Here is a 21,441-nt window from a genome sequence, read left to right as displayed (position 1 = left end):
CTGAGAGTTCGTCGTGGGCGGAAGCCGGTGCGGGGAGGGAAGCCCCCCGGGTCAGGCGCGGGTCGCGTGGCGCGGGTGGGAGCGGCCGACGCGGGGGCGGTGACGGTCCGGACCGACGCGCCCCGGACCGGGTCCGTCGAGGCCCGCGCGGAACATCCCGTACGTGATCCGCCGCAGCGCGGCGGCCTCGAGTTCGTCGCGCAGGGCGCCGTCGCGCAGGCGTGCGGCGGGGCCCAGCAGCGCTTCGACGACGGCGAGGGCGCCGGTGGTGTCGCCGTGGTCGAGGCGTTCGCGGATGTCGGGGAGGCACTCCGGACGTCGGTGCGCCTCGTCGATGACCTGGAGGCAGGGCAGCGGCGTGCCGGTCAGCGCGGCCAGCATCTCCTCGCGGCGGATCTCCGCCGGGTCGTGGTCGAGCGCCGCCAGCACCCCGTCGACGAGGCCGATCCGGTGCCGGGCTCCCCGGCAGTCCACGAGCCGTGGTTGTCCCGCCGCGTCCGCGTACGGAGCCCGGGACGAAGCGGCGGTCGGCATGCGGTCCGGTGCCAGCGCGGCGGCGACCAGCGGATGCAGCCGGTCGGCCTCGATCGCACCGGCGCGTACCAGCTCCAGGTCGGGTGGCACCCAGGTCGCCGCGTCGGGCAGCAGCGGAGGCGCGGAGGCGGCTCCGCCGGTGCGCGCCTCGTCGATCCGCAGCAGGTGCGGACCGGCGCCGATCCGGTCCGTGGCCAGCACCAGGGCCAGCCGTCGCCCGGCCCCGAGCCGCACGGTGACGGTGTGGGTGCCGGCCGCCGGCGAGCCCTCGGCCCGGAGCAGGAGCCCCGCCTCCGCCGCCCACCGGTCGACGGCACCGCGGCGCCCTGGAGGCATCGTCCCGGGTGGGTAGGGACGCCGGGGCGGGTCGTCAGTGGGCGGCAGGTCGGCCCCCGACCGGACACGCAGTTCATCGGTCCGGCGGGCGTCCCACAGGTGGCGGTGCAGGTCGAGCCGGAACCGCCGGTTGGGCCGCGGGTGCGGGTGCCATGGGACGCCGGTTTCCGGACCGGAGCCGTCCCACAGGGCCAGGCTGATCCGCTGGCCGCCGTCCGCCCGGGCGGGCGGGGTCCGGACCACCAGATGCACCGGAGGCGATCCGTCGCGTCCCGCCATGCCGTACCGCGCCAGGGTGAGCGTGAGGCCAGGGCGCAGCAGCCCGTCCGGAGCGATTCTCGGCATGTGCCAGCGCAGCAGGTCGGGAGCGAGGTGGCGCAGATCGGCCCGGACGCGGGTCGCGAGGTCGTGGCCGTGCGTGCGCGCCACGGAACGCAGGTTGAGGTCGACGTCGATGCCCGCGGCGGCGCACGCCCCGGCCCAGTCCCCGGCACGGCGGCGGGCGGTCGCGGCATCGATCATGGACGGCGGCACGGCGAACTCGCGCACGCGCGGCCAGAAGGAGAGGCGGGAGTCCCCGTTCGCGGTGTGAGTGAGCATCAGCACTCACCTTGCGCGGACGGGTCCCCCAATCTGAAGACAGGAGGAGTAGTCATCGCGGGGAGCATAGCCGCGCCGGCACCGACCTGCCAGGTGTTTTCCGCGTGGCAGGCCCGCCCGGAGCATTCTCGTGGGCCGCGTGCCGCCGACATAATGTTCCGGGTGAACGCAGCCTCCGCCCGCGGCAACTCCCGTGTGCCGCAACGTGTTTCACAACGCTTTTCGGTCGTCGTCGTGGGCGCCGGTCCCGCCGGGCTCACCGTCGGCAACATCCTGCGCGCGGCGGGCGTCGACTGTCTGGTCCTGGAGGCCGGGACCCGGGAGTTCATCGAGCGGCGGCCCCGCGCCGGGGTCATCGAGGAGTGGGCCGTACGCGGGCTGGAACGGCGCGGACTGGCGCGGAACCTGTTGGAGCGGGCGCAGGCGCACACCGAGTGCGAGTTCCGGTTCGACGGGGCGCGGTACCGGTTCGGGTACACGGGACTGACCGGCCGTCACCACTTCATCTGTCCGCAGCAGTTCCTGGTGACGGACCTGGTCCGGGAGTACGCGGACGTGCGGGGCGGGGAGATCCGGTTCGGCGTACGGGACGTCGGCCCGCACGGGCTGGAGTCGGGCCGGCCGTCGGTGTCGTACACGTGCCCCGGTTCCGGTGAACGGCGCGTCGTGGAAGTCGGCTTCGTCGCCGGTTGCGACGGTGCGCGCGGGGTGTCGCGGGCGGCGCTGCCGCCCGATCGCGTCCGTGTCGCACGCCACGACTACGGCGTCGGCCGGCTGGCGCTGCTGGCGGAGGCGCCGCCGTCCTCGGACCGTGTCGTCTTCGGCATGCATCCGCGCGGTTTCGCCGGACACATGGCGCGCAGCCCCGAGGTGACCCGCTACTACCTCCAGTGCCCGCCGGGCGACGCCCCGGAGAACTGGCCCCACGAGCGGGTCTGGACGGAGTTGCGGGAACGGCTCGGCGCGGTCGGCGCGCCGCCGCTCAAGGAGGGGCGGCTGATCGAGAGACGCGTCCTGGACATGCACGGCTACGTCGTCGAGCCCATGGCCCACGGTCGCCTCTTCCTGGCCGGGGACGCGGCCCACCTCACCGCCCCCGTCGCCGCCATGGGCCTGAACCTCGCCCTGCACGACGCCTTCCTGCTCGGCGACGGGCTGGTCGCCCGCCTCACGAAGGGCGACGACGCCGGCCTGTCCGGCTACTCGGCCACGTGTCTCGCCCGGGCGTGGGACTACCAGGAGTTCTCCGAGTGGCTCGCGGAGATGTACCACGGCACGGCCTCGGGCGACCCGTACCGCGCGGGCGCCGCGCTGGCCCGGCTGCGGCGCCCGTTCGACTCACCCGTGGCGGCGGCTGCGTTCGCCGAGCAGTACCTCGGCGCCCGTACCGGCGGCTGAGACTCCCTCTCAGTCGTGGAGCGGCCGGTCGCCGAGCCGGTGGTCGGCCACGTTCAGCGCCTCGTCGACCAGGCGGCGCAGGTGCCCGTCACGCAGCGCGTACACGACCCGCCGCCCCTCCTTCCGGGTGCTCACGAGCCCCGCGAGCCGCAGCCGGGCCAGGTGCTGGCTGACCGCGGGCCGGGCGGCACCGCACGCCTCGGTCAGGGTGGTGACGTCGGCCTCCCCGGCGGTCAGGGCGTGCAGCAGGGTCAGGCGGGTGCGGTCGCCGAGCAGGGCCAGGACCTCGGCGGCGAGCGCGAACTGCTCCTCGCCGGGGGTGCGCGGGTGCGCATCGTCCGCAGGTGACAGGTGCATGCGTGCGCTCATACGCACATAATGGTCTGTTGGACGCAGGGAGTCCACCACCGCACCGGACCACCGGAAGGGGCACCCCGTGAGCGACCCGCACCGTCAGCACCAGCACCAGCACCAGCACCAGCACCAGCACCACGACGACGATGTCCACACCCCCGGCCACCACTCCCCCACCCGCCCGTGGCGCCGCCTCGCGCACCGTCTCGCCCCGCACTCCCACGAGAGCGCCGACAAGCTGGACCCGGCGCTGGAGTCCTCGGCCCGTGGACTGCGCGCCCTGTGGGTGTCGCTGGCGGTGCTCGGCGCGACGGCGGTGGCACAGGCGGCCGTGGTGGTGGTCTCCGGGTCGGTGGCCCTGCTCGGCGACACGGTGCACAACACCGCGGACGCGCTGACCGCCGTACCGCTGGGCATCGCCTTCGTATTGGGCCGGCGCGCGGCCACCCGGCGCTTCACGTACGGCTACGGGCGGGCGGAGGATCTCGCAGGCGTCGTCATCGTGCTGACGATCGCCGCGTCCGCGGTCCTGGCGGCGTGGACGGCGGTGGACCGGTTGCTCGACCCGCGCCCGGTCGCACACGTCCCGGCGGTGGCCGTCGCCGCCCTGGTCGGCTTCGCCGGGAACGAGTGGGTGGCCCGCTACCGGATGCGCGTGGGCCGGTCGATCGGCTCCGCCGCACTGGTCGCCGACGGTCTGCACGCCCGGACGGACGGCTACACGTCACTGGCCGTGCTGCTGAGCGCGGGCGGCGCGGCGCTGGGATGGCGACTCGCCGACCCGGTCGTCGGGCTGGCGATCACGGCCGCGATCGTGCTGGTCCTGCGGGACGCGGCGCGCGAGGTGTTCCGGCGCCTGATGGACGCCGTCGATCCGGCGCTGGTGGACCGGGCCGAGCGCGTACTGGCCGAAGTGCCCGGCGTGCGCGGGGTGGGTGAGCTGCGGCTGCGCTGGATCGGGCACCGGCTGCGCGCCGAGGTGGCCCTGGTGGTGGACGGCGAGGCGACGGTCCGGCAGGCCCATCGCATCGCCGTCGACGCGGAGCACGCCCTGCTGCACGCCGTCCCGCGGCTCACCGCCGCCCTGGTCCACGCCGACCCGGCACCGGCTCCGGGCGAGACGGACCCGCACCTGGCGCTGGTCCACCACGCCACCGCGTGAAGGGTCAGGCGACGCCCAGCCCCTCCAGTACCACGGCTCCCGGCAGCTCCGCGAAGGTCTTGCCCGGCACCAGCAGCTTGCCGCGCCGGCGTCCGCTGCCGACGAGGACGTACGGCAGGTCGACCACGGCCGAGTCCACCAGCACGGGCCAGTCGCCGGGCAGGCCGACCGGGGTGATGCCCCCGTACTCCATGCCGGTCTCGCCGGTCGCCGTGTCCATCGAGGCGAAGGAGGCCTTGCGCGCGCCGAGGTGGCGGCGTACGACACCGTTGACGTCGACCCGGGTGGTGGAGAGCACCACACAGGCGGCCAGCGTCGTGCCGCCGCCCCGCTTGCCGGTGACCACCACGCAGTTGGCGGACTGTTCGAGCAACTCACGGCCGTAGTGCTCGACGAAGGTGGCGGTGTCGGCCCACTCCGGGTCGGTGTCGACGTAGACCATCTGGTCGGCGGGGACGCTCCCGCGCCAGTGGCGTACGGCGTCGGCGACCGGCCGGGTCAGCTCGTCGAGGGCGTCCGGAGCGGGCGTGGCGTTGTCGAAGTTCCCGATGGGTGCGTGCATGGCCGCACGCTAACAACAGCGCCCGGCACCGCGAACGGTCGTCTCGGCGTACGGGCGTCCCGGCATACAGGCGTGTCGGCGAACGGGCGGCACCGAGTCCGCCGCTGTCAGCTCTCGGCGGCCGGCTCCGCGAGCCTGCCCGCCCCTTCCGCCCGGTCGTCCAGCTCGGCGAGCCGGGCCACCGCCTCGTCGTCCAGCTTCGACAGCGCCCGCAGCTGTCCCGGCGTGACCCCGTCGGGGATCGGCACCGGAGCCGGCGTCCGCAGCGGCGGCTGCCAGCCCTCGCCGGGCGTCCAGCGCCGTACGACACGGGCCGGCGCGCCCGCCACCACGGCGTGGTCGGGGACCGTGCCCCGGACCACGGCACCGGCGGCGACCACCACGTTCCGCCCGATCCGCGCGCCGGGCAGGATCACCGCGCCGGTGCCGATCCAGCAGCCGGAACCGATCTCCACCGGGTCCATCCGGGGCCACTGCTTGCCGATGGGCTGGTGCGGGTCGTCGTAGGAGTGGTTGGTGGAGGTGACGTAGACGTACGGGCCGAAGTAGCAGTCGCTGCCGATGGTGACCGTGGTGTCCGCGATGACGTGGCTGCCGCGGCCGAGGACCACTCCGTCGCCGATGCGCAGGATGGGCTCGGGGCCGAGGTCGAGGTCGGGCATGAGTCCGGCGGTCAGGGTCACCTGCTCGCCGATGATGCAGTGGGCGCCGACGTGGATCCAGGGCTCGCCGAAGACCGTGCCGAGCGGGAAGGCGAGCCGGGTGCCCGTGCCCAGCGCCCCGAAGCGGAAGCGTCCGGGGTGTGCGGCGGTGACGGAGCCGGTGCGCTGCACCCAGGCCCAGCCGGCGTGGACGGCCCGCTGCGCGAGGCGGCTCCGCCAGGACGGATACGTGTTCTTGCGCTTCGGCACCCGCTCACGGTAGTCGGCACGCGGTGCGGCCATGACTTCGGAGGCCTGTGATCTTCACCCCACCGGGTGGCGTACGGTGCCGTACATCACCCGAGCAGGAGGCGATGATGACGCAGCAGGCGCTGATCACGGGCATCGGCGGCAAGGATCCGAAGGTGGACGCGGAGGCCTTCGTGGCGCCGACGTCCTCGGTCATCGGGGACGTGACGCTCCACGCGGGAGCGAGCGTCTGGTACGGCGCGGTGCTGCGCGGCGACGTCGAGCGGATCTCCGTCGGCGCGAGCAGCAACGTCCAGGACAACTGCACGCTCCACGCCGACCCCGGGTTCCCCGTCACCGTCGGCGAGCGCGTCTCCATCGGGCACAACGCCGTGGTGCACGGCGCGACCGTCGAGGACGACTGCCTGATCGGCATGGGCGCCACGGTCCTCAACGGCGCGGTGATCGGCGCCGGGTCGCTGGTCGCGGCGCAGGCGTTGGTGCCCCAGGGGATGGAGGTGCCGCCGGGCTCGCTGGTCGCGGGAGTGCCGGCGAAGGTGAGGCGGGAACTGACGGAGGAGGAGCGTCAGGGAGTCACGCTGAACGGCACGATGTACGCGGCGCTGGCCGTGGAGCATCGGGGAGCGGTGGGGGGCGGTCTGTAGAAGGCCGTCCGCGGGTTGTAGGTGGCTGGTCGCGCAGTTCCCCGCGCCCCTTCGGGGGCGCTTCTACTCGGCGGCGGGGAGGGGCTGGGCCTTCTTCGCCTTGCGCTTCAGGACCAGCATCGACGCGACGCCGATGCCCACGGCCACCACCAGGCCCAGCCAGGAGAAGCGCTTGAGCCAGGACTCGGCGACGACACCGACGTAGTAGATGACGGCGGTGGTGCCGCCCGCCCAGACGATGCCGCCGAGGACGTTGGCGATCAGGAACTTCCAGTACGGCATCCGCAGCACGCCGGCCAGCGGGCCCGCGAAGATCCGGAGCAGGGCGACGAAGCGGCCGAAGAACACGGCCCACATGCCCCACTTCTGGAAGGACCGTTCGGCGGTGGCGATGTGCCCTTCGCTGAAGTGCCTGGGGAATTTCCCGCCCAGCCAGGCCAGGAGCGGCCGGCCTCCCTTGCGGCCGATGGCGTACCCGATGGAGTCGCCGATCACCGCGCCCGCGCTGGCACAGGCGCCCAGGACCAGCGGGTCGACGGCGCCGTGCTGGGAGGACAGCAGGGCCGCCGAGACCAGGATGATCTCGCCCGGCAAGGGGATGCCCAGGCTCTCCAGACCGATGACCAGTCCGACGACGGCGTAGACGGCCGCCGCGGGCACCGTGTCGAGCCACTCCTGGACGTGCAAGGCCAGACCCTCCGATTCGCGTCCCTGATGCGTTCCGGGTGGGTCTCGCGCCGCTTCCCGGGTCGCCTCGAACGAGGCGACCCGGGAAGCCTACCGCTTCGACGGGCGTCAGCTGTTGGGACGCAGGGTCCATATGACGGTCATCTCACTGGTCACGGCACCGTCCTCGCGCTGGATGGCGACGCTCACCGGGAACTCGGGGCGGCTGCCCTCGTCCAGCTCCGCGACGACCTCGGCGACGGGGCGGCCGAGTGTCGCGGTGGCCGTGACCGGGCCGAGCGCGATCTTCTTGAAGGCGATCTCCGCGGTGACCGGCAGCGGCACCGCCCGCGAGAGCTGGTCGCCGAAGGCGGCGAGCACGATCGCGCCGCTGGCCGACTCGCCCAGCGTGAACATGGCTCCGGCGTGCGGTCCGCCGACGTGGTTGCGGTACTCGCTCTGGTCCGGGAGGGCCAGTACGGCCTTCTCCGGGGTGGTCTCCAGGTACTCGAGGTTCAGGGTCCGGACCATCGGCACCGTGGCGGCGAGCAACTCGCCGATCGACATCTGATCTGCGCTCATGGCAGCAGGTTACCCATGAGTAGCATCCTGGGGCCAGGTATCCGCCATGATCGCCGTATGCTTGCCGCCCATGTGGCCAGGAGAGCAGCCCGCCGCCGGCGGCCCGGACCCGCGGCAGCCCAACCCGTACCAGCAGCCCGGCTACCAGCAGCAACCGCCGTACGCCGGGCAGCGACCCGCCTCCTGGAACGCGCCCACGGCCACGGCCGCCCCGCCGCCCGGACGGGGTCCCGGCGGCCCTACGAAGCTCGTTGCCCTCGTCGCCGCCGCGGCCGTCGTGGTGGCCGCCGCCGTGACCGGGGCCGTCCTTCTGGGCGGGGACGAGGAGGGTCGGGCCGAGCCCGGCCCCACCACCACCTCCTCCTCTTCGGCATCCGCGTCGGCCGCCGACGATCCGCGGGGCGGGGACGACGGCCCGAAGCCGACCGTCGCGGGCTGGCGCGTCGTGGCCAACCCCGACGACGGCATCGCCTTCGACGTACCGTCCTCCTGGGTACCGCAGTCGCCCACCTGGGTCACCTACGTCGCGGAGGACGACGACCCGGAGGAGAAGCCCCTGGTCGCCATGAACGCCCCGGCCGTCCTCGAGGAGAAGTGGTGCTCCGCGGACAGCGACCGGGACGGCTGGGTCGATGACACACCGCTGGCGAGCGCCGGCACACGCGGCAACAACGGTGCGCGCGGCACCGAGGAGATCGCCCGGAACGACTCGGCGGCCTGGGTCTACGGAGCCTTCGCCCAGCCGGCCCGCGACAAGGTCACGACCGGACCGGTGACCTCCTTCACCACCGCCTCCGGCATCAAGGGCAGCGTCGCCACCTCCCGTTCGTCCGGGGTCGAGAAGAAGGGCAAGTGCGACGTGGACGGCAAGGCGACGACGTTCGCCTTCGAAGCCGCCGACGGCGACCTCGTCTCCTGGTCGTTCTTCGGCGCCGCGGGCGTCGGCGACGAGGTTCCGGACGCCACCGTCCGGAAGATCCTCGCCACCGTCAGGGAGTTCACGCCGGCGGACTCCTGACGGACGCACGTTCACGACTTCGGTACGTCCCTGACAAGGGCCGGTGACCGAATCGTGTCCTGGGCGGCATTAGGGTGACCTCTCATGTGGCCAGGACAGCAGCCGCCCGGGGGCGAGCAGAACCCGCAGAACAATCCGTATCAGCAGCCGGGGTACCAGCAGCCGAATCCGTATCAGCAGCCCGGCTACCAGCAACAGCAGCAGCCCGGCGCGTACGGGCAGCAGCAGTGGGGTGCTCCGCAGCCCCCCGGGGCTCCGCAGCCGTCCCCGGGGGGTGGCGGTGGCGGCAACCGGACGAAGGTGGTCGCGATCGTCGCGGCGCTCGCCGTGGTGGTGGCCGCCGGTGTCACCGGGTTCCTGGTGCTGGGCGGTGACAAGGACGACCAGGCGGACGACGGCAAGGACAAGAAGCCGTCCGCGAGCGCGTCCGCGGACAAGTCCGAGACCCCGTCCACGGACCCGAGCGCGTCCGGCGACGAGGACAACCCGCGGGGCGGCGACGGGCTGAAGGCGACCATCGACGGCTGGAAGGTCGTCGCCAACCCGCGCTTCGGCACCATGTTCGACGTGCCCGCCGACTGGGAGATCGACAGCACCGACACCAGCGTCGGCTTCGAGTGGGAGGAGAAGGGCAAGACCGACCGCACCACGGTCACCGCCCCGGCCTACCTGAAGTCCGAGTGGTGCACGACAGACGAGAACAAGGACGGCCGCAAGGAGAGCACCGCCCTCGCCACCACCGGTACCCGCGGTGAGAGCGGCGCCAAGGACACCGACATGGCGGCCGAGACGCGGGTGCCCTGGTGGATCTTCGGCGGTTACACCCAGCCGGACAAGAAGAGCGTGAAGTACGGCAAGCCGAAGGCGTACACCACGACGTCCGGCATCAAGGGCAGCGTCATCACGGCGTACTCGCAGGGCACGCCCCAGAAGGGGAAGTGCGACAGCGAGGGCAAGGCGATCACCTTCGCCTTCAAGAACAGCGCGGGCGACTTCGTCACCTGGAACCTGTACGGCGCCAAGGGCGTCGACGAGGAGGTCCCGGAGGCGACGATCCAGAAGATCCTGAGCACCGTGCGCCTCACCGAGGAACCGCCGACCGACTCGTAGGCGCGCGGCGCCGCACACCGCTCAGCCGATGCCGAACGCCCCGGCGGGAGGCTCGGGCGACGGTACGGCGTCCTCGTCGCGCACCGGCCGCGCGTCGCCGATGAGGTTCCGCAGCGCGGGCCCGTGCTCGACCCTGGCCGGGAAGGCGTCGGCGGCGGTGCGCCGGGCCAGCGCGGCCGTGTCGATCGGCCGGTGCGCGGCGACGAGGACGGCGTTGCCGAAGCGGCGTCCGCGCAGCACCCCCGGTTCGGCGATCAGCGCCAGCTCCTCGAAGAGCGTGGCGAACCCGGCCAGTTGCGGGCGCAGGAAGGGGAACGGCGCGGAGTCGGCCAGGTTGGCCACGTACACGCCGTCGGCGCGCAGGACCCGCGCCGCCTCCCGGGCGTAGGCGACGGAGGTCAGGTGCGCGGGCACCCGTGAGCCTCCGAAGACATCGGCGACCAGGACGTCGGCCGAGTCCGCGGGTGCGGCCTCCAGCCAGGCGCGGGCGTCGGCGCCGTGCGCGGTGATGCCCGCGCCGTCCGGCAGCGGCAGGTGCTCGGCGACCAGGTCCAGCAGCCCCCGGTCGGCCTCCACGACGTCCTGGCGGGAGCCGGGCCGGGTGGCGGCCAGGTACCGGGGCAGGGTGAACGCGCCCCCGCCGAGGTGCAGCACGTCCAGGGCGCGCCCCGGCTCGGCGACCGTGTCCAGGACGTGGCCGAGCCGGCGCGTGTACTCGAACTCCAGGTGCGCCGGCTCGTCCAGGTCGACGTACGACTGCGGCGCCCCGTCGACGGTGAGCAGCCAGGCCCGCTTCCGGTCGACGTCGGGCATGAGCTTGGCGGTGCCGTGGTCCGTGACGCGGCTGAGCGGTATGGCTTCCTTCACCTCTTCATTGTGCCTGTGCGAAGCGCCCCCGTAGGGGCGCGGGGCTGCATCGATATGCGGCTCCGCCGCGTGGGCGCGACCAGCCACCACGGGCCCCGCGGTCCCCCACGCACGGCCAGGGGCACTCACCCCACCGTGGTCACGGTTCCCGCCCCCACGGTCCGGCCGCCCTCACGGATGGCGAACCCGAGCCCCGTCTCCAGCGGCACGTCCCGGCCCAGCTCGACCGTCATCGTGACGGTGTCGCCGGGCCGCGCCACCGCCACCTCGCCGAGGTCGACGTCTCCGACGACATCAGCCGTACGGATGTAGAACTGCGGCCGATACCCCGTGGCGACCGGCGTCGAACGCCCGCCCTCCCGCGCCGACAGCACGTACACCCGCGCCGAGAAGCGCCGCGCGGGCACGACACTGCCGGGTGCGGCGACCACATGGCCGCGACGCACCGTGTCGCGGGCGACACCGCGCAGCAGCAGCGCCACGTTGTCCCCGGCCTGGGCCTCGTCCATCGGCTTGCCGAAGGTCTCCAGGCCGGTGACGACCGTCTCGACGGACGCCCCGAGCACCTCGACCCGGTCGCCGACGTGGACGGTGCCGCGTTCGACGGCGCCGGTGACGACGGTTCCGCGGCCGGTGATGGTGAGCACGTTCTCCACCGACAGCAGGAACGGCGCGTCCAGATACCGCTCGGGCATGGGTACGTACGTGTCCACGGCGTCGAGCAGCGCCTCGACGGACGCCGTCCACCGCGGGTCGCCCTCCAGCGCCTTCAGCCCCGAGACCCGTACGACGGGCACGGCGTCGCCGCCGTAGCCGTGCGCGGTGAGCAGGTCCCGCACCTCCAGCTCGACCAGGTCGGTCAGTTCCTCATCCCCCGCGTCCGCCTTGTTGAGCGCGACCACGATGTGGTCGACGCCCACCTGCCGGGCGAGCAGGACGTGTTCGGCGGTCTGCGGCATGATCCCGTCCAGCGCGGAGACGACGAGGATCGCCCCGTCGAGCTGGGCGGCGCCGGTGACCATGTTCTTGACGTAGTCGGCGTGACCCGGCATGTCGACGTGCGCGTAGTGCCGGGTGTCGGTCTCGTACTCGACGTGCGCGATGTTGATGGTGATGCCGCGCGCCGCCTCCTCCGGGGCGCGGTCGATGCGGTCGAACGAGACGTACTGGGTGGTGCTGCCGGCGCCGCGCTCGGCGAGCACCTTGGTGATGGCGGCGGTCAGGGTGGTCTTGCCGTGGTCGACATGGCCCATCGTGCCGATGTTCAGATGCGGTTTGGTGCGGACGTACGCCGTCTTGGACATGGCGGTACCTCGAAGCCTCGTGGCGGTGGTGGGGACCCCTGGGGCCGGCCGACCCTCCCCCTGCGGGGTCCGCCGGACGATCCGGGGAGGGTCAGCTTCGGGCGCCGTCGACTGCGGCCGTCGCGGCCTTGGAGAAGGGGGCGGCAGCCTTCGGGGCATCCGCGACCGCGGATGCTGCGAGGTGGAAGGCGTACCGGAACATGACGCCGATCCTCGCCGACGCTTTGTCCCACGTCGAATGGTTTTTTATGGCACGGGAGTTCGAGTACCGGTAGTTCGAGTACCGGCTCCGCCTCCTATGGCCCGATGTTGCGCAGCGCCTCCCGCACGGACAGCGGCGCGAGGCGTTGCCGGTGCTCGGTCACGAAGGCGCGTACGGCGTCCGGGTCGGTCTTGGCGTACTCGCGCAGGCACCAGCCGATGGCCTTGCGGACGAAGAAGTCGCCGTGGCCCGACTGGTGCAGGCAGTAGCCGAAGAGGCGGTCGGTGTCGGTGCGTTCCCTGTAGCGCAGTTGGTGGAGCAGGGCCGCGCGGACCAGCCACCGGTCCTCGTCCGCGCTCCAGGCGTCCATGTCGGCCGTGAGGTCGCGGTCGGCCGCGACCAGCCCTCCGACGACGTGCGCGGAGAGCAGGTCGACGGTGTCCCACCACGGCACCGTGGTGAGCAGATGCCGGACCACGGGCAGGAAACCGGAAGAGCAATGCGTCACATACCGGCGCAGGAGATCGACGGCGAAGTAGTGGTACTCGCGCTCGGGCAGCCGCCAGCAGCGCAGCGCGACCGCGGCGCAGTCCGACTCGCCCGGGCGGGGCAGACCTTCCAGGACGGTGCGGGACAGGCTGCGGCGAACAGGGGAGGTCAGACCCAGGAAAGGCGCCACGTCCTTCATGTACGCCCGCAGGGCCACGGCCCGCTCGGGATCCGCCGCGGCGGCGTACACGGCGGTGAGCCGCTCCACGACGGTGTCGGCGAGCGGGCTGCGCGGCACGTCCGGAATTCCCTTGGCTGTGACGCTCATGAGACGCACCATACGGCGATCACACACATTTGTCGGTTAGTGTCACCGGATGTTCGATGCCACCACCCGCTCTGGGGGCACCGCCACGGTCTCTCCCCGGACCGCAGCAACGGAGCTCGCCGTCGCCACCGCCGCCGGGCCGGCCGCACCGACCGGCTTCGCCGCCCGCGTGACGAGAGTCCTGCTCTCTCCGTGGTCCCGCTTCTCCCTGCTCGTCGCCCTGCTCGCGTCGGCCGCGACCGCCGTTCTGCTGTTCCAGCCGCAGCAGTTGCTGACCAACGGCTGGCCGCCGCAGCTCGGGGGTGCCGCGGCGGCGGTCGCGTACGCGGTGGCGTACGGGCTGTGCACCGTCGCCTTCGTGCCGCGTCCGCTGCTGAACCTGGCCGCGGGTGCCCTGTTCGGTTCCCAGCTGGGCCTCGCCTCGGCGCTCGCGGGGACGGTGCTCGGCGCCGGAATCGCCTTCTGCCTCGGCCGGATGCTGGGCCAGGAGGCGCTGCGCCCGCTGCTGCGGGGCAAGTGGCTGAAGGCCGCGGACGGGCAGCTCAGCCGGCACGGTTTCCGCTCGATGCTGGCGGCGCGGCTGTTCCCCGGGGTGCCGTTCGCCGCCGCCAACTACTGCGCGGCCGTCTCCCGCATGGGCCTGCTGCCCTTCCTGCTGGCGACCGCGCTGGGCTCGATCCCCAACACCGCCGCCTACGTCGTCGCCGGTGCCCGCGCCTCGACACCGACCTCCCCCGCCTTCCTGATCGCGCTGGCCTGCATCGCCCTGCCGGGGCTGGCGGGCGCCGTGGTGGCCTGGCGCAAGCGGAACCAGCTGCGCGGGCGCTGACGGGGCGTTACAGCGCCTCCAGGACCATCGCGTTGGCGAGTCCGCCCGCCTCGCACATCGTCTGCAGGCCGTAGCGGGCGCCGCGCTCGTGCAGGGCGTGGACGAGCGTCGTGGTGAGCCGGGTGCCGCTCGCGCCCAGGGGGTGGCCGAGGGCGATCGCCCCGCCGTGCACGTTCACCCGGTCGAGGTCGGCGCCGGTCTCCTGCTGCCAGGCCAGCACCACGCTCGCGAAGGCCTCGTTGACCTCGAACAGGTCGATGTCGCCGAGGGAGAGCGACGCCCTGCGCAGCACCTTCTCGGTGGCCGGTATCACGCCCGTCAGCATCAGCAGCGGGTCGGAGCCGGTGACCGCGAAGCTGTGCAGGCGGGCCAGCGGGCGCAGGCCGAGTCGGGCGGCGGTCTCGCTCGACGTGATCAGCACGGCCGAGGCGCCGTCGTTGACCGGGCTGGCGTTGCCCGCGGTGACGTTCCACTCGATCTGCGGGAAGCGCTCGGCGAAGGCCGGGTCGTGATAGGCGGACTTGAGGCCGGCGAGGACCTCGACGCTGCTGGCGGGACGTACGCACTCGTCGCGCGAGACGCCGTCGAGGGGCGCGATCTCGGCGTCGAAGCGGCCGCTGTCCCAGGCCTCGGCGGCCTTGTGGTGGGAGGCGACGGCGAAGGTGTCCATCCGCTCCCGGGTGAGCGACCACTTGGCGGCGATCAGCTCGGCGCTGACGCCCTGCGGGACGAGCCCCTCGGGGTAGCGGGCGGCGACGCCGGGGCCGAAGGGGTCCGCGCCGGGCGGCACGTTGGACCACATCGGCACCCGGCTCATCGACTCGACCCCGCAGGCGACCACGAGGTCGTACGCCCCGGCCATGACGCCCTGCGCGGCGAAGTGGACGGCCTGCTGGGAGGAGCCGCACTGGCGGTCCACGGTGGTCGCGGGGACGGACTCGGGGAAGCCGGCCGACAGGAGGGCGTAGCGGGTGGTGTTCATGGCCTGCTCGCCGACCTGGTCGACGGTGCCGCCGATGACGTCGTCGATCAGCACCGGGTCGAGACCCGACCGCTCGACGAGGGTGCGCAGCGTGTGCGCGAGGAGCTCCACGGGATGGACGTGCGCGAGGGCGCCGTTCGGCCTGCCCTTGCCCATGGGGGTGCGTACGGCTTCGACGACGACTGCGTCACGCATGGTGCGGACCTCCGATGGCCGGCGATCACCAGTGAGTAGGAAATCTGGACTCACCATAGCTCTGCGAGTTGGAAAAACAAACCCTCACTTAGACTGACGTCATGGCCGCCGCCTCCAAGAACCCGCGCCCCTGCTCGATCGCCGACGCCCTGGCGCTCGTCGGCGAGAAGTACTCCCTGCTCGTGCTGCGCGAGGTGTGTCTCGGCAACGGTCGCTTCGACCAGCTGGTGCGCAACATCGGCGCCCCGCGCGACATCCTCGCCACCCGGCTGCGGCGGCTCGTCGACGCGGGGATCCTGACCCGGCAGCCGTACAGCGAACGCCCGCAGCGCTTCGAGTACCGGCCCACCAGGGCGGGCCTTGAGCTGGAGCCGGTCCTGATGACCCTCATGGAATGGGGCGACCGGCACCTGCGCGCGGACGACGACCGCCCCATGGTGATCGAGCACGCCTGCGGCAGCGAACTCGTCCCGCAGGTGACCTGCCGGGCCTGCGGCGACACCGTCCGGCACGAGGACCTGACCGCCCATCCGCAGGCCCCTGGCTGGACGGTGACAGGCCCGACGGCGGCCTAGGGGCCCCTCCACCCCTGTGGGCTGATCTTCACTTTGGGGCGCTACGCTGCCCCTCGGCACGCCTGATCCCGATCACCGCACACGGTGCTTCGGCGTGCCCGTCGCCCGTTTCTCGATCGGCACTTGGACCCCGTAACCTCATGTCTTGGTTTGAATCACTCATCCTCGGACTCGTCCAGGGGCTGACCGAGTTCCTCCCCGTGTCCTCCAGCGCGCACCTGCGCCTGACCGCGGCGTTCTCCGGCTGGCACGACCCGGGCGCGGCCTTCACGGCGATCACCCAGATCGGCACCGAGGCCGCCGTGCTCATCTACTTCCGCAAGGACATCGGGCGGATCATCTCGGCGTGGACACGGTCGCTCACCGACAAGTCGATGCGCCACAACCCCGACGCGCGCATGGGCTGGCTCGTGATCGTCGGCTCGATCCCGATCGGCGTGCTCGGCCTGACGCTGAAGGACCAGATCGAGGGCCCGTTCCGCGACCTGCGGATCACGGCGACCATGCTCATCGTCGTCGGTGTGATCATCGGCATCGCGGACCGGATGGCCGCGCGGGACGAGAAGGGCGGCCGGCACCGCGCGCCCAAGCAGCGCAAGGAACTGGAGAACCTGAGCGTCCGCGACGGCCTGATCTACGGCCTCTGCCAGGCCGCGGCCCTCATCCCCGGCGTCTCCCGCTCCGGGGCGACCATCAGCGGCGGCCTCTTCATGGGCTACCGCCGCGAGGCGGCGGCCCGGTACTCGTTCCTGCTCGCGATCCCGGCGGTGCTCGCCTCCGGCCTGTTCGAGCTCACGGACGCGATGGAGAGCGACCACGTCTCCTGGGGGCCGACGCTGTTCGCGACCGTCATCGCCTTCGCCACCGGGTACGCGGTCATCGCCTGGTTCATGAAGTTCATCTCGACCAAGAGCTTCATGCCGTTCGTCTGGTACCGCATCGCGCTCGGCATCGTCATCATCGCCCTGGTCGCGACGGGTGCCCTCAGCCCGCACGCCGCGGAGTCGGCCGGCTGACCGCGACCGCTTCTGTAGCCGTCCGGTAGCGCACTGTCAGTGCTTGCCCCTAGGCTTGTCCGCATGTCCCCCAATTCCGTGACTCCTGGTTTCGTGCGGTCCGCCGCGGAGCTGAACGATCAGATCCGTGCGCTGTGGCGGCGTGCGGGCGGGACCCTGTCGGCGCAGGAGCGTGTGGAGTACGAGTTGCTGGTGGTCGAGTGGGCGACCGCGATCCGCGGCGAGGTCATCGAGGCGGCCTGACCTGCCGGGGCGGTCAGCGCCCGCCGGCCACCCTGAGTACCGTCCCCGTCGTGTACGACGCGTCCGGCGACATCAGCCAGGCGATCGCCGCGGCGATCTCCTCCGCCCGTCCCGCCCGGCCCAGCGGAACCGCGGCCCCCATCCGCCGGGCACGCTCCGGGTCGCCCATCGCCGCGTGCATCTCGGTGTCGACGACCCCGGGGGCGACCGCGTTGACGCGGACACCGTCCGGGCCGAGTTCCTTGGCCAGGCCCAGGGTCAGGGCGTCGACGCCCGCCTTGCTCGCCGCGTAGTGCACATACTCGCCGGGGCTGCCGATGGTCGCGGCACCCGACGAGACGTTCACGATCGCGCCGCCTCCCCGCGCGGTCATCAGCTGCGCCGCACGCCGGGCGCACAGCAGCGCACCCAGCAGATTGACGTCGAGGACCCGGCGCAGGTTCGCGGTGTCGCTGTCGGCGAGCCGCCCCAGCGGCCCGGTCACCGCCGCGTTGTTCACCAGCCCCGTCACCGGCCCCAGCCGCTCCTCCGCGACGTCGAAGAGCCGCTCGACGTCGGCCTCGACCGACGTGTCCGCCCGGACCGCGAGACCGCGGCCGCCGGCCTCGCGGACCCCCGCGACGACCGCCTCGGCCGCCGCCGAGTCCCGTACGTAGCCCACGACGACGTCGTGCCCGTCGGCCGCGAGCCGCAGGCAGGCCGCTGCCCCGATCCCCCGGCTGCCGCCGGTGACCACCGTGATGGGACGCTTCATGAGTACCTCCAGCAGAAGATCGTCGTGGGAGCGAGGGGCGCTGTCGCCTGTCGCTTTGATCGATCATCGATCATCTTAGGCGAGGCCACGCTTCCCCGGACCCGGACATCCGATGTGATCAACTGCAATCCGCCCTCGTCGAGCGCGCACACTGAAGAGACCACGGGGTAGGGAGGCGCCTATGAAGACGCTCGACCGCCGGCTCGCCTCCACGTGGCGGCGCTCGGCCGGCGCCGCGGTCGCCGGCGCGCTGCCCGTGCTCGCCTTTCCGGGGCCGGCCCTGTGGTGGTGGGCCTGGGTCGCCCTGGTGCCCTGGCTGCTGCTGGCCCGTACCGCGCCGACCTGGAAGCGGGCGGCGTACGACGGGTGGTGCGGCGGCTTCGGGTTCATGCTGGCCATGCATCACTGGCTGCTGCCCAACCTGCATGTGTTCACGTTCGTCATCGCCGCGCTGCTCGGCGCGCTGTGGGCGCCGTGGGGCTGGCTGGTGCGCCGGCTGCTGGGCGGGACACCCTCGGTCCGCGGGGTCGCCGCGTCGCTCGTGGTACTGCCGTCGGGCTGGCTGGCGGTGGAGCTGGTCCGTTCCTGGGAGGGGCTCGGCGGCCCCTGGGGCGTCCTCGGCGCGAGTCAGTGGCAGGTGGCGCCGGCGCTGCGGCTCGCCTCGGTGGGCGGGGTGTGGCTGCTGAGCTTCCTGGTGGTGGCCGTCAACGTCGCCGTCGCCGTGCTCGTCGCCGTCCGCCGGGCCCGGGTGCCCGCACTGGCCGGGCTGGTCGCCACCGCCGCCGCCACCTCCGCGGCCTGGGCCTGGTCACCGCGCCCCGATGCCGACGAGCGGGTCGCGATCGCCGTCGTGCAGCCCGGCATCGTCGCCGGCCGGGACAGTGCCGACCGGCGCTTCGACCGCGAGGAGGAACTGACCCGCCGGCTCGCCGACCGGGACCTCGACCTGATCGTCTGGGGCGAGAGCAGCGTCGGCTTCGACCTGGACGACCGGCCCGACCTGGCACGCCGGCTCACGGCGCTGTCGCGGGAGACCGGCGCGGACATCCTGGTCAACGTGGACGCGCGGCGCTCCGACAAGCCCGGCATCTACAAGAGTTCGGTGCTCGTCGGCCCCGACGGCCCGACCGGTGAGCGGTACGACAAGATGCGGCTGGTCCCGTTCGGCGAGTACGTCCCGGCCCGCTCACTGCTCGGCTGGGCCACCTCCGTCGGCGAGGCGGCGGGCGAGGACCGCAGGCGGGGCTCCGAGCAGGTGGTGATGGACGCCGGGGACGGGCTGCGGATCGGCCCGATGGTGTGCTTCGAGAGCGCGTTCCCCGACATGAGCCGCCGGCTCGCCGCCGACGGCGCCGAGGTGCTGCTCGCCCAGTCGTCGACGTCGACCTTCCAGCACACCTGGGCGCCCGAGCAGCACGCCTCGCTCGCCGCACTGCGCGCCGCCGAGACCGGCCGCCCGATGGTGCACGCGACCCTGACCGGCGTCTCCGCCGTCTACGACGCGAACGGCGCCCGGATCGGGTCGTGGCTCGGCACCGACGCGAGCGCGTCGCGGGTGTACGAGGTGCCGCTCACGCACGGCAGCACGCCGTACGTCCGCTACGGCGACTGGACACCGCACGCGGCGCTGCTGATCCTCGCGGGCTGGGCCGCCGCCGAGGGTGTACGGGCGGTGCGGCTCAGGCGGAGCGCTCCGCCACCGCCCGCACCACCCGCTCGCACAGCTCATGGGTCTCGAGCGCGTCCCGGGCGCTGAGCACCTTGCCGGCGCGCACGGCGTCGAGGAAGGCGAGCACCGCCTGCTCGATGCCGCGCTGGCGGGCCACCGGGACCCAGTCACCACGCCGCCGCACGGTCGGCTGGCCCTTGTGGTCGATCACCTCGGCGAGGTTGACCACCTGGCGCTTGGTGTCCTGGCCGGACACCTCGAGGATCTCCTCCGCCGAGCCGCTGAGCCGGTTCATGACGCCGAGCGCGGTGAAGCCGTCCCCGGCGAGCTGGAGCACGACGTGGTGGAGCAGGCCGTCCTGGACACGGGCGCGGACCGTCACGTCGTCGACCGGTCCCGGCGCCAGGAAGCGCAGCGTGTCGACGACGTGGATGAAGTCGTCGAGGATCATCGTGCGCGGTTCCTCGGGCAGGCCTATGCGGTTCTTCTGCATGAGGATCAGCTCGCGCGGGTGCTCGGCGCACTGCGCGTACCCGGGGGCGTGGCGCCGGTTGAAGCCGACGGCGAGGCTGGTGCCGCGTTCCTCGGCGAGGGTCACCAGGCGCTCGGAGTCGGCGAGTTCGTAGGCGAGCGGCTTGTCGACGTAGGCCGGGACGCCGGCTTCGAGGAGCCGGGTCACGATCTCGGGGTGGACGGCCGTCGGCGCGTGCACGAAGGCGGCGTCGAGGCCCTCGGCGAGGAGTGAGTCGAGGTCGGCGTGGCGCTGCCCGTCCGCGAGGCGCAGTCCGTCGGCGACGCGGGTGAGCGTCGCGGGGGTGCGGGTCTGCAGGTGCAGTTCGACCCCGGGCAGCGTGGCGAGTACCGGCAGGTAGGCCTTCTGCGCGATGTCGCCGAGTCCGATGACGCCGACCTTCACGGGGTGTGCTCCTCTAACGCTCGCCGACCTGGGTCTGCTGGGAAGCATACGGCTCCTGCGGGGGCCGCCAGTCGGCGATGCCGTCGAAGCCGCGCAGGAAGAGGGCCGGTCCGGCCTTGGACAGCGCGGCGATAGCGGTGTCGCGTACGGCGATCCCGGCGCGGTTGGTCATCAGGTTGAGCCGGGCGACCCTGACGGCCTGGCGGACGACGCCGGTCGTCCGGGGCAGGCGCGCGGCGGTGTAGGCGGCGAGGTCGTCGTGGTGGTGGGCGAGCACGATCGCGTCCTCGACGGCCTGGTTGCCGCCCTGGCCGAGGGTCGGCGGCATGGCGTGCGCGGCGTCCCCCAGCAGGGCGACCCGGCCTCGGTGGTACGCGGGCAGCGGCTCGGCGATGTGGTGCACGTCGTGGCGCAGGACGTCCTCGGGGCGGGCGGCGGCGAGGACGGCCGGGATCGGGTCGTGCCAGTCGCCGTACCGGTGCAGCAGCTCCGCCTTCTCGTCGGCCGCGTGTCCGCCCGCCGGGGTGATCGCGGCGGCGTAGGCGTAGACCCGGCCGTCCTTGAGCGGATGCGTGCCCCAGATGCGGCCCCGGCCCCAGGTCTCGTGGGAGGCGAACTCGGCGCCGGGCACCGGGATCACCACGCGCCAGGTGGTGAAGCCGGAGTAGACGGGGCCCGGGTGGTGCGGGAACAGCGTGCCGCGTACGGAGGAGTGGATGCCGTCGGCTCCGACGACCAGGTCCGCCTCCAGTTCGCCGTCGGGGGTGCGCACCCTGGCCGGCCGGTCGCTGTCGCCGAGGTCGGCGAGCATCGCGTCGGCGGCGGTGCGGACGGTGTCGGGCGGCAGTTGCGCCGCCAGCCGGTCGATGAGGGTGGACCGGTGCAGCAGCACGAGCGGGCCCCCGAACCGGGCCGCCGCGGCCTCGGCGCTGGAGCGGGAGATCCAGCGCCCGCCCGGGGTGCGCAGGCCCGCGTCGCCCTGCCAGGCGGCCAGGTCGCGGATCTCGTCGCCGAGGCCGATGACGTCCAGGGCGCGCAGGGCGTTGGGCGACAGGGAGATGGCCGCGCCGATCGGCTGGAGCGAGCGGGCGCGTTCAAGGACGGTGACCCGCAGGCCGCGGCGGTGCAGGGCCACCGCCGCGGTCAGACCCCCGATGCCGCCGCCGATCACGACGGCCTGCCGTGTCCGTGTCAG

At 73.1% G+C, this 21,441-nt stretch carries 23 protein-coding genes; 10 read left to right on the top strand and 13 right to left on the bottom strand.

The window, feature by feature from the left end:
• Positions 1-51: 51 nt before the first annotated feature.
• Complete coding sequence (locus tag RI578_RS33060) at positions 52-1,470, bottom strand: hypothetical protein (protein WP_310874470.1); 1,419 nt, start codon at positions 1,468-1,470, stop codon at positions 52-54.
• A gap of 195 nt (positions 1,471-1,665) precedes the next feature.
• Here RI578_RS33060 and RI578_RS33055 point away from each other — a divergent pair, with 195 nt between their 5' ends.
• Positions 1,666-2,868 (top strand): 4-hydroxybenzoate 3-monooxygenase, encoded by a 1,203-nt coding sequence (locus RI578_RS33055; RefSeq protein WP_310875922.1) that lies wholly within the window; start codon positions 1,666-1,668, stop codon positions 2,866-2,868.
• A gap of 9 nt (positions 2,869-2,877) precedes the next feature.
• On the opposite strand, the gene RI578_RS33050 is transcribed toward RI578_RS33055, so the two are convergent.
• The gene (locus RI578_RS33050; protein WP_310874469.1) at positions 2,878-3,237 is read right to left on the bottom strand and encodes a metalloregulator ArsR/SmtB family transcription factor; all 360 of its coding nucleotides are present in this window, start codon (positions 3,235-3,237) and stop codon (positions 2,878-2,880) included.
• A gap of 67 nt (positions 3,238-3,304) precedes the next feature.
• On the opposite strand from RI578_RS33050, the gene RI578_RS33045 reads away from it, so the two are divergent.
• A complete protein-coding gene (locus RI578_RS33045; protein ID WP_310874468.1) occupies positions 3,305-4,384 on the top strand; it encodes a cation diffusion facilitator family transporter in 1,080 nt (359 codons plus the stop codon).
• A 4-nt stretch (positions 4,385-4,388) separates the two neighbouring features.
• On the opposite strand, the gene RI578_RS33040 is transcribed toward RI578_RS33045, so the two are convergent.
• Both RI578_RS33040 and RI578_RS33035 read right to left on the bottom strand, forming a co-directional pair.
• The gene (locus RI578_RS33040) at positions 4,389-4,946 is read right to left on the bottom strand and encodes a YbaK/EbsC family protein (RefSeq protein ID WP_310874467.1); all 558 of its coding nucleotides are present in this window, start codon (positions 4,944-4,946) and stop codon (positions 4,389-4,391) included.
• Positions 4,947-5,053: 107 nt separating this feature from the next.
• Positions 5,054-5,857, bottom strand: coding sequence for an acyltransferase (locus tag RI578_RS33035; RefSeq protein WP_310874466.1), 804 nt, complete (start codon positions 5,855-5,857; stop codon positions 5,054-5,056).
• 107 nt (positions 5,858-5,964) lie between these two features.
• Between RI578_RS33035 and RI578_RS33030 the strand changes: the two genes are divergently transcribed.
• The gene (locus RI578_RS33030) at positions 5,965-6,501 is read left to right on the top strand and encodes a gamma carbonic anhydrase family protein (RefSeq protein ID WP_310875921.1); all 537 of its coding nucleotides are present in this window, start codon (positions 5,965-5,967) and stop codon (positions 6,499-6,501) included.
• A 63-nt stretch (positions 6,502-6,564) separates the two neighbouring features.
• Here RI578_RS33030 and RI578_RS33025 read toward each other — a convergent pair whose 3' ends face one another.
• Together RI578_RS33025 and RI578_RS33020 are read right to left on the bottom strand one after the other, a co-directional pair.
• Positions 6,565-7,188 (bottom strand): DedA family protein, encoded by a 624-nt coding sequence (locus tag RI578_RS33025; protein ID WP_310874465.1) that lies wholly within the window; start codon positions 7,186-7,188, stop codon positions 6,565-6,567.
• A gap of 108 nt (positions 7,189-7,296) precedes the next feature.
• Positions 7,297-7,734 carry a DUF4442 domain-containing protein gene (locus RI578_RS33020; RefSeq protein ID WP_310875920.1) on the bottom strand — a complete coding sequence of 146 codons (438 nt, stop codon included), beginning with the start codon at positions 7,732-7,734 and terminating at the stop codon, positions 7,297-7,299.
• An 85-nt stretch (positions 7,735-7,819) separates the two neighbouring features.
• Here RI578_RS33020 and RI578_RS33015 point away from each other — a divergent pair, with 85 nt between their 5' ends.
• Entirely contained in the window at positions 7,820-8,767 is a 948-nt protein-coding gene (locus RI578_RS33015) for a hypothetical protein (RefSeq protein ID WP_310874464.1), read from the top strand.
• An 84-nt stretch (positions 8,768-8,851) separates the two neighbouring features.
• Positions 8,852-9,877, top strand: a complete 1,026-nt coding sequence (locus RI578_RS33010) for a hypothetical protein (protein WP_310874463.1) — start codon at positions 8,852-8,854, stop codon at positions 9,875-9,877.
• A gap of 21 nt (positions 9,878-9,898) precedes the next feature.
• Here the strand turns inward: RI578_RS33010 and RI578_RS33005 are convergent, their stop codons facing one another.
• The 3 genes from RI578_RS33005 to RI578_RS32995 all read right to left on the bottom strand — a co-directional run bounded on the left by RI578_RS33005 (position 9,899) and on the right by RI578_RS32995 (position 13,067).
• On the bottom strand, positions 9,899-10,744 hold the full coding sequence (locus RI578_RS33005; protein WP_310874462.1) for a fused MFS/spermidine synthase: 846 nt from the start codon (positions 10,742-10,744) through the stop codon (positions 9,899-9,901).
• A 125-nt stretch (positions 10,745-10,869) separates the two neighbouring features.
• Positions 10,870-12,048 (bottom strand): elongation factor Tu, encoded by a 1,179-nt coding sequence (gene tuf, locus RI578_RS33000; protein WP_310874461.1) that lies wholly within the window; start codon positions 12,046-12,048, stop codon positions 10,870-10,872.
• A gap of 296 nt (positions 12,049-12,344) precedes the next feature.
• Complete coding sequence (locus tag RI578_RS32995) at positions 12,345-13,067, bottom strand: DNA alkylation repair protein (RefSeq protein ID WP_310874460.1); 723 nt, start codon at positions 13,065-13,067, stop codon at positions 12,345-12,347.
• A gap of 49 nt (positions 13,068-13,116) precedes the next feature.
• On the opposite strand from RI578_RS32995, the gene RI578_RS32990 reads away from it, so the two are divergent.
• Positions 13,117-13,896, top strand: coding sequence for a TVP38/TMEM64 family protein (locus RI578_RS32990; protein WP_310874459.1), 780 nt, complete (start codon positions 13,117-13,119; stop codon positions 13,894-13,896).
• A 7-nt stretch (positions 13,897-13,903) separates the two neighbouring features.
• On the opposite strand, the gene RI578_RS32985 is transcribed toward RI578_RS32990, so the two are convergent.
• The gene (locus RI578_RS32985) at positions 13,904-15,073 is read right to left on the bottom strand and encodes a thiolase family protein (protein WP_310874458.1); all 1,170 of its coding nucleotides are present in this window, start codon (positions 15,071-15,073) and stop codon (positions 13,904-13,906) included.
• A 101-nt stretch (positions 15,074-15,174) separates the two neighbouring features.
• On the opposite strand from RI578_RS32985, the gene RI578_RS32980 reads away from it, so the two are divergent.
• The 3 genes from RI578_RS32980 to RI578_RS32970 all read left to right on the top strand — a co-directional run bounded on the left by RI578_RS32980 (position 15,175) and on the right by RI578_RS32970 (position 16,907).
• Complete coding sequence (locus tag RI578_RS32980; RefSeq protein ID WP_310874457.1) at positions 15,175-15,648, top strand: helix-turn-helix domain-containing protein; 474 nt, start codon at positions 15,175-15,177, stop codon at positions 15,646-15,648.
• A 140-nt stretch (positions 15,649-15,788) separates the two neighbouring features.
• Positions 15,789-16,664, top strand: a complete 876-nt coding sequence (locus RI578_RS32975; RefSeq protein ID WP_310874456.1) for an undecaprenyl-diphosphate phosphatase — start codon at positions 15,789-15,791, stop codon at positions 16,662-16,664.
• Between the two features lie 63 nt (positions 16,665-16,727).
• A complete protein-coding gene (locus RI578_RS32970) occupies positions 16,728-16,907 on the top strand; it encodes a hypothetical protein (protein ID WP_121745768.1) in 180 nt (59 codons plus the stop codon).
• A 13-nt stretch (positions 16,908-16,920) separates the two neighbouring features.
• On the opposite strand, the gene RI578_RS32965 is transcribed toward RI578_RS32970, so the two are convergent.
• The gene (locus tag RI578_RS32965) at positions 16,921-17,661 is read right to left on the bottom strand and encodes an SDR family oxidoreductase (protein WP_310874455.1); all 741 of its coding nucleotides are present in this window, start codon (positions 17,659-17,661) and stop codon (positions 16,921-16,923) included.
• Positions 17,662-17,842: 181 nt separating this feature from the next.
• Between RI578_RS32965 and lnt the strand changes: the two genes are divergently transcribed.
• Positions 17,843-19,417, top strand: coding sequence for an apolipoprotein N-acyltransferase (gene lnt, locus RI578_RS32960; RefSeq protein WP_310874454.1), 1,575 nt, complete (start codon positions 17,843-17,845; stop codon positions 19,415-19,417).
• On the opposite strand, the gene RI578_RS32955 is transcribed toward lnt, so the two are convergent.
• Positions 19,341-20,246, bottom strand: coding sequence for a Gfo/Idh/MocA family oxidoreductase (locus tag RI578_RS32955; protein WP_310874453.1), 906 nt, complete (start codon positions 20,244-20,246; stop codon positions 19,341-19,343). The genes lnt and RI578_RS32955 overlap by 77 nt on opposite strands.
• Positions 20,247-20,259: 13 nt before the next feature.
• A complete protein-coding gene (locus RI578_RS32950; protein WP_310875919.1) occupies positions 20,260-21,441 on the bottom strand; it encodes an FAD-dependent monooxygenase in 1,182 nt (393 codons plus the stop codon).

This window comes from Streptomyces sp. BB1-1-1 (genome assembly GCF_031597775.1).
In the GTDB taxonomy this organism is placed as follows: domain Bacteria; phylum Actinomycetota; class Actinomycetes; order Streptomycetales; family Streptomycetaceae; genus Streptomyces; species Streptomyces thinghirensis.
This window is presented reverse-complemented; position numbering and strand designations above follow the sequence as displayed.

Coding starts and splice junctions, on each gene's coding strand:
- RI578_RS33060 (WP_310874470.1), bottom strand. CDS start 1,470: ATGCTCACTCACACCGCGAACGGGGACTCCCGCCTCTCCTTCTGGCCG.
- tuf (WP_310874461.1), bottom strand. CDS start 12,048: ATGTCCAAGACGGCGTACGTCCGCACCAAACCGCATCTGAACATCGGC.
- lnt (WP_310874454.1), top strand. CDS start 17,843: ATGAAGACGCTCGACCGCCGGCTCGCCTCCACGTGGCGGCGCTCGGCC.
- RI578_RS32975 (WP_310874456.1), top strand. CDS start 15,789: ATGTCTTGGTTTGAATCACTCATCCTCGGACTCGTCCAGGGGCTGACC.
- RI578_RS33050 (WP_310874469.1), bottom strand. CDS start 3,237: ATGAGCGCACGCATGCACCTGTCACCTGCGGACGATGCGCACCCGCGC.
- RI578_RS32990 (WP_310874459.1), top strand. CDS start 13,117: ATGTTCGATGCCACCACCCGCTCTGGGGGCACCGCCACGGTCTCTCCC.
- RI578_RS33015 (WP_310874464.1), top strand. CDS start 7,820: ATGTGGCCAGGAGAGCAGCCCGCCGCCGGCGGCCCGGACCCGCGGCAG.
- RI578_RS33010 (WP_310874463.1), top strand. CDS start 8,852: ATGTGGCCAGGACAGCAGCCGCCCGGGGGCGAGCAGAACCCGCAGAAC.
- RI578_RS32970 (WP_121745768.1), top strand. CDS start 16,728: ATGTCCCCCAATTCCGTGACTCCTGGTTTCGTGCGGTCCGCCGCGGAG.
- RI578_RS33040 (WP_310874467.1), bottom strand. CDS start 4,946: ATGCACGCACCCATCGGGAACTTCGACAACGCCACGCCCGCTCCGGAC.
- RI578_RS32985 (WP_310874458.1), bottom strand. CDS start 15,073: ATGCGTGACGCAGTCGTCGTCGAAGCCGTACGCACCCCCATGGGCAAG.
- RI578_RS33030 (WP_310875921.1), top strand. CDS start 5,965: ATGACGCAGCAGGCGCTGATCACGGGCATCGGCGGCAAGGATCCGAAG.
- RI578_RS33020 (WP_310875920.1), bottom strand. CDS start 7,734: ATGTCGATCGGCGAGTTGCTCGCCGCCACGGTGCCGATGGTCCGGACC.
- RI578_RS32965 (WP_310874455.1), bottom strand. CDS start 17,661: ATGAAGCGTCCCATCACGGTGGTCACCGGCGGCAGCCGGGGGATCGGG.
- RI578_RS32995 (WP_310874460.1), bottom strand. CDS start 13,067: ATGAGCGTCACAGCCAAGGGAATTCCGGACGTGCCGCGCAGCCCGCTC.
- RI578_RS32980 (WP_310874457.1), top strand. CDS start 15,175: ATGGCCGCCGCCTCCAAGAACCCGCGCCCCTGCTCGATCGCCGACGCC.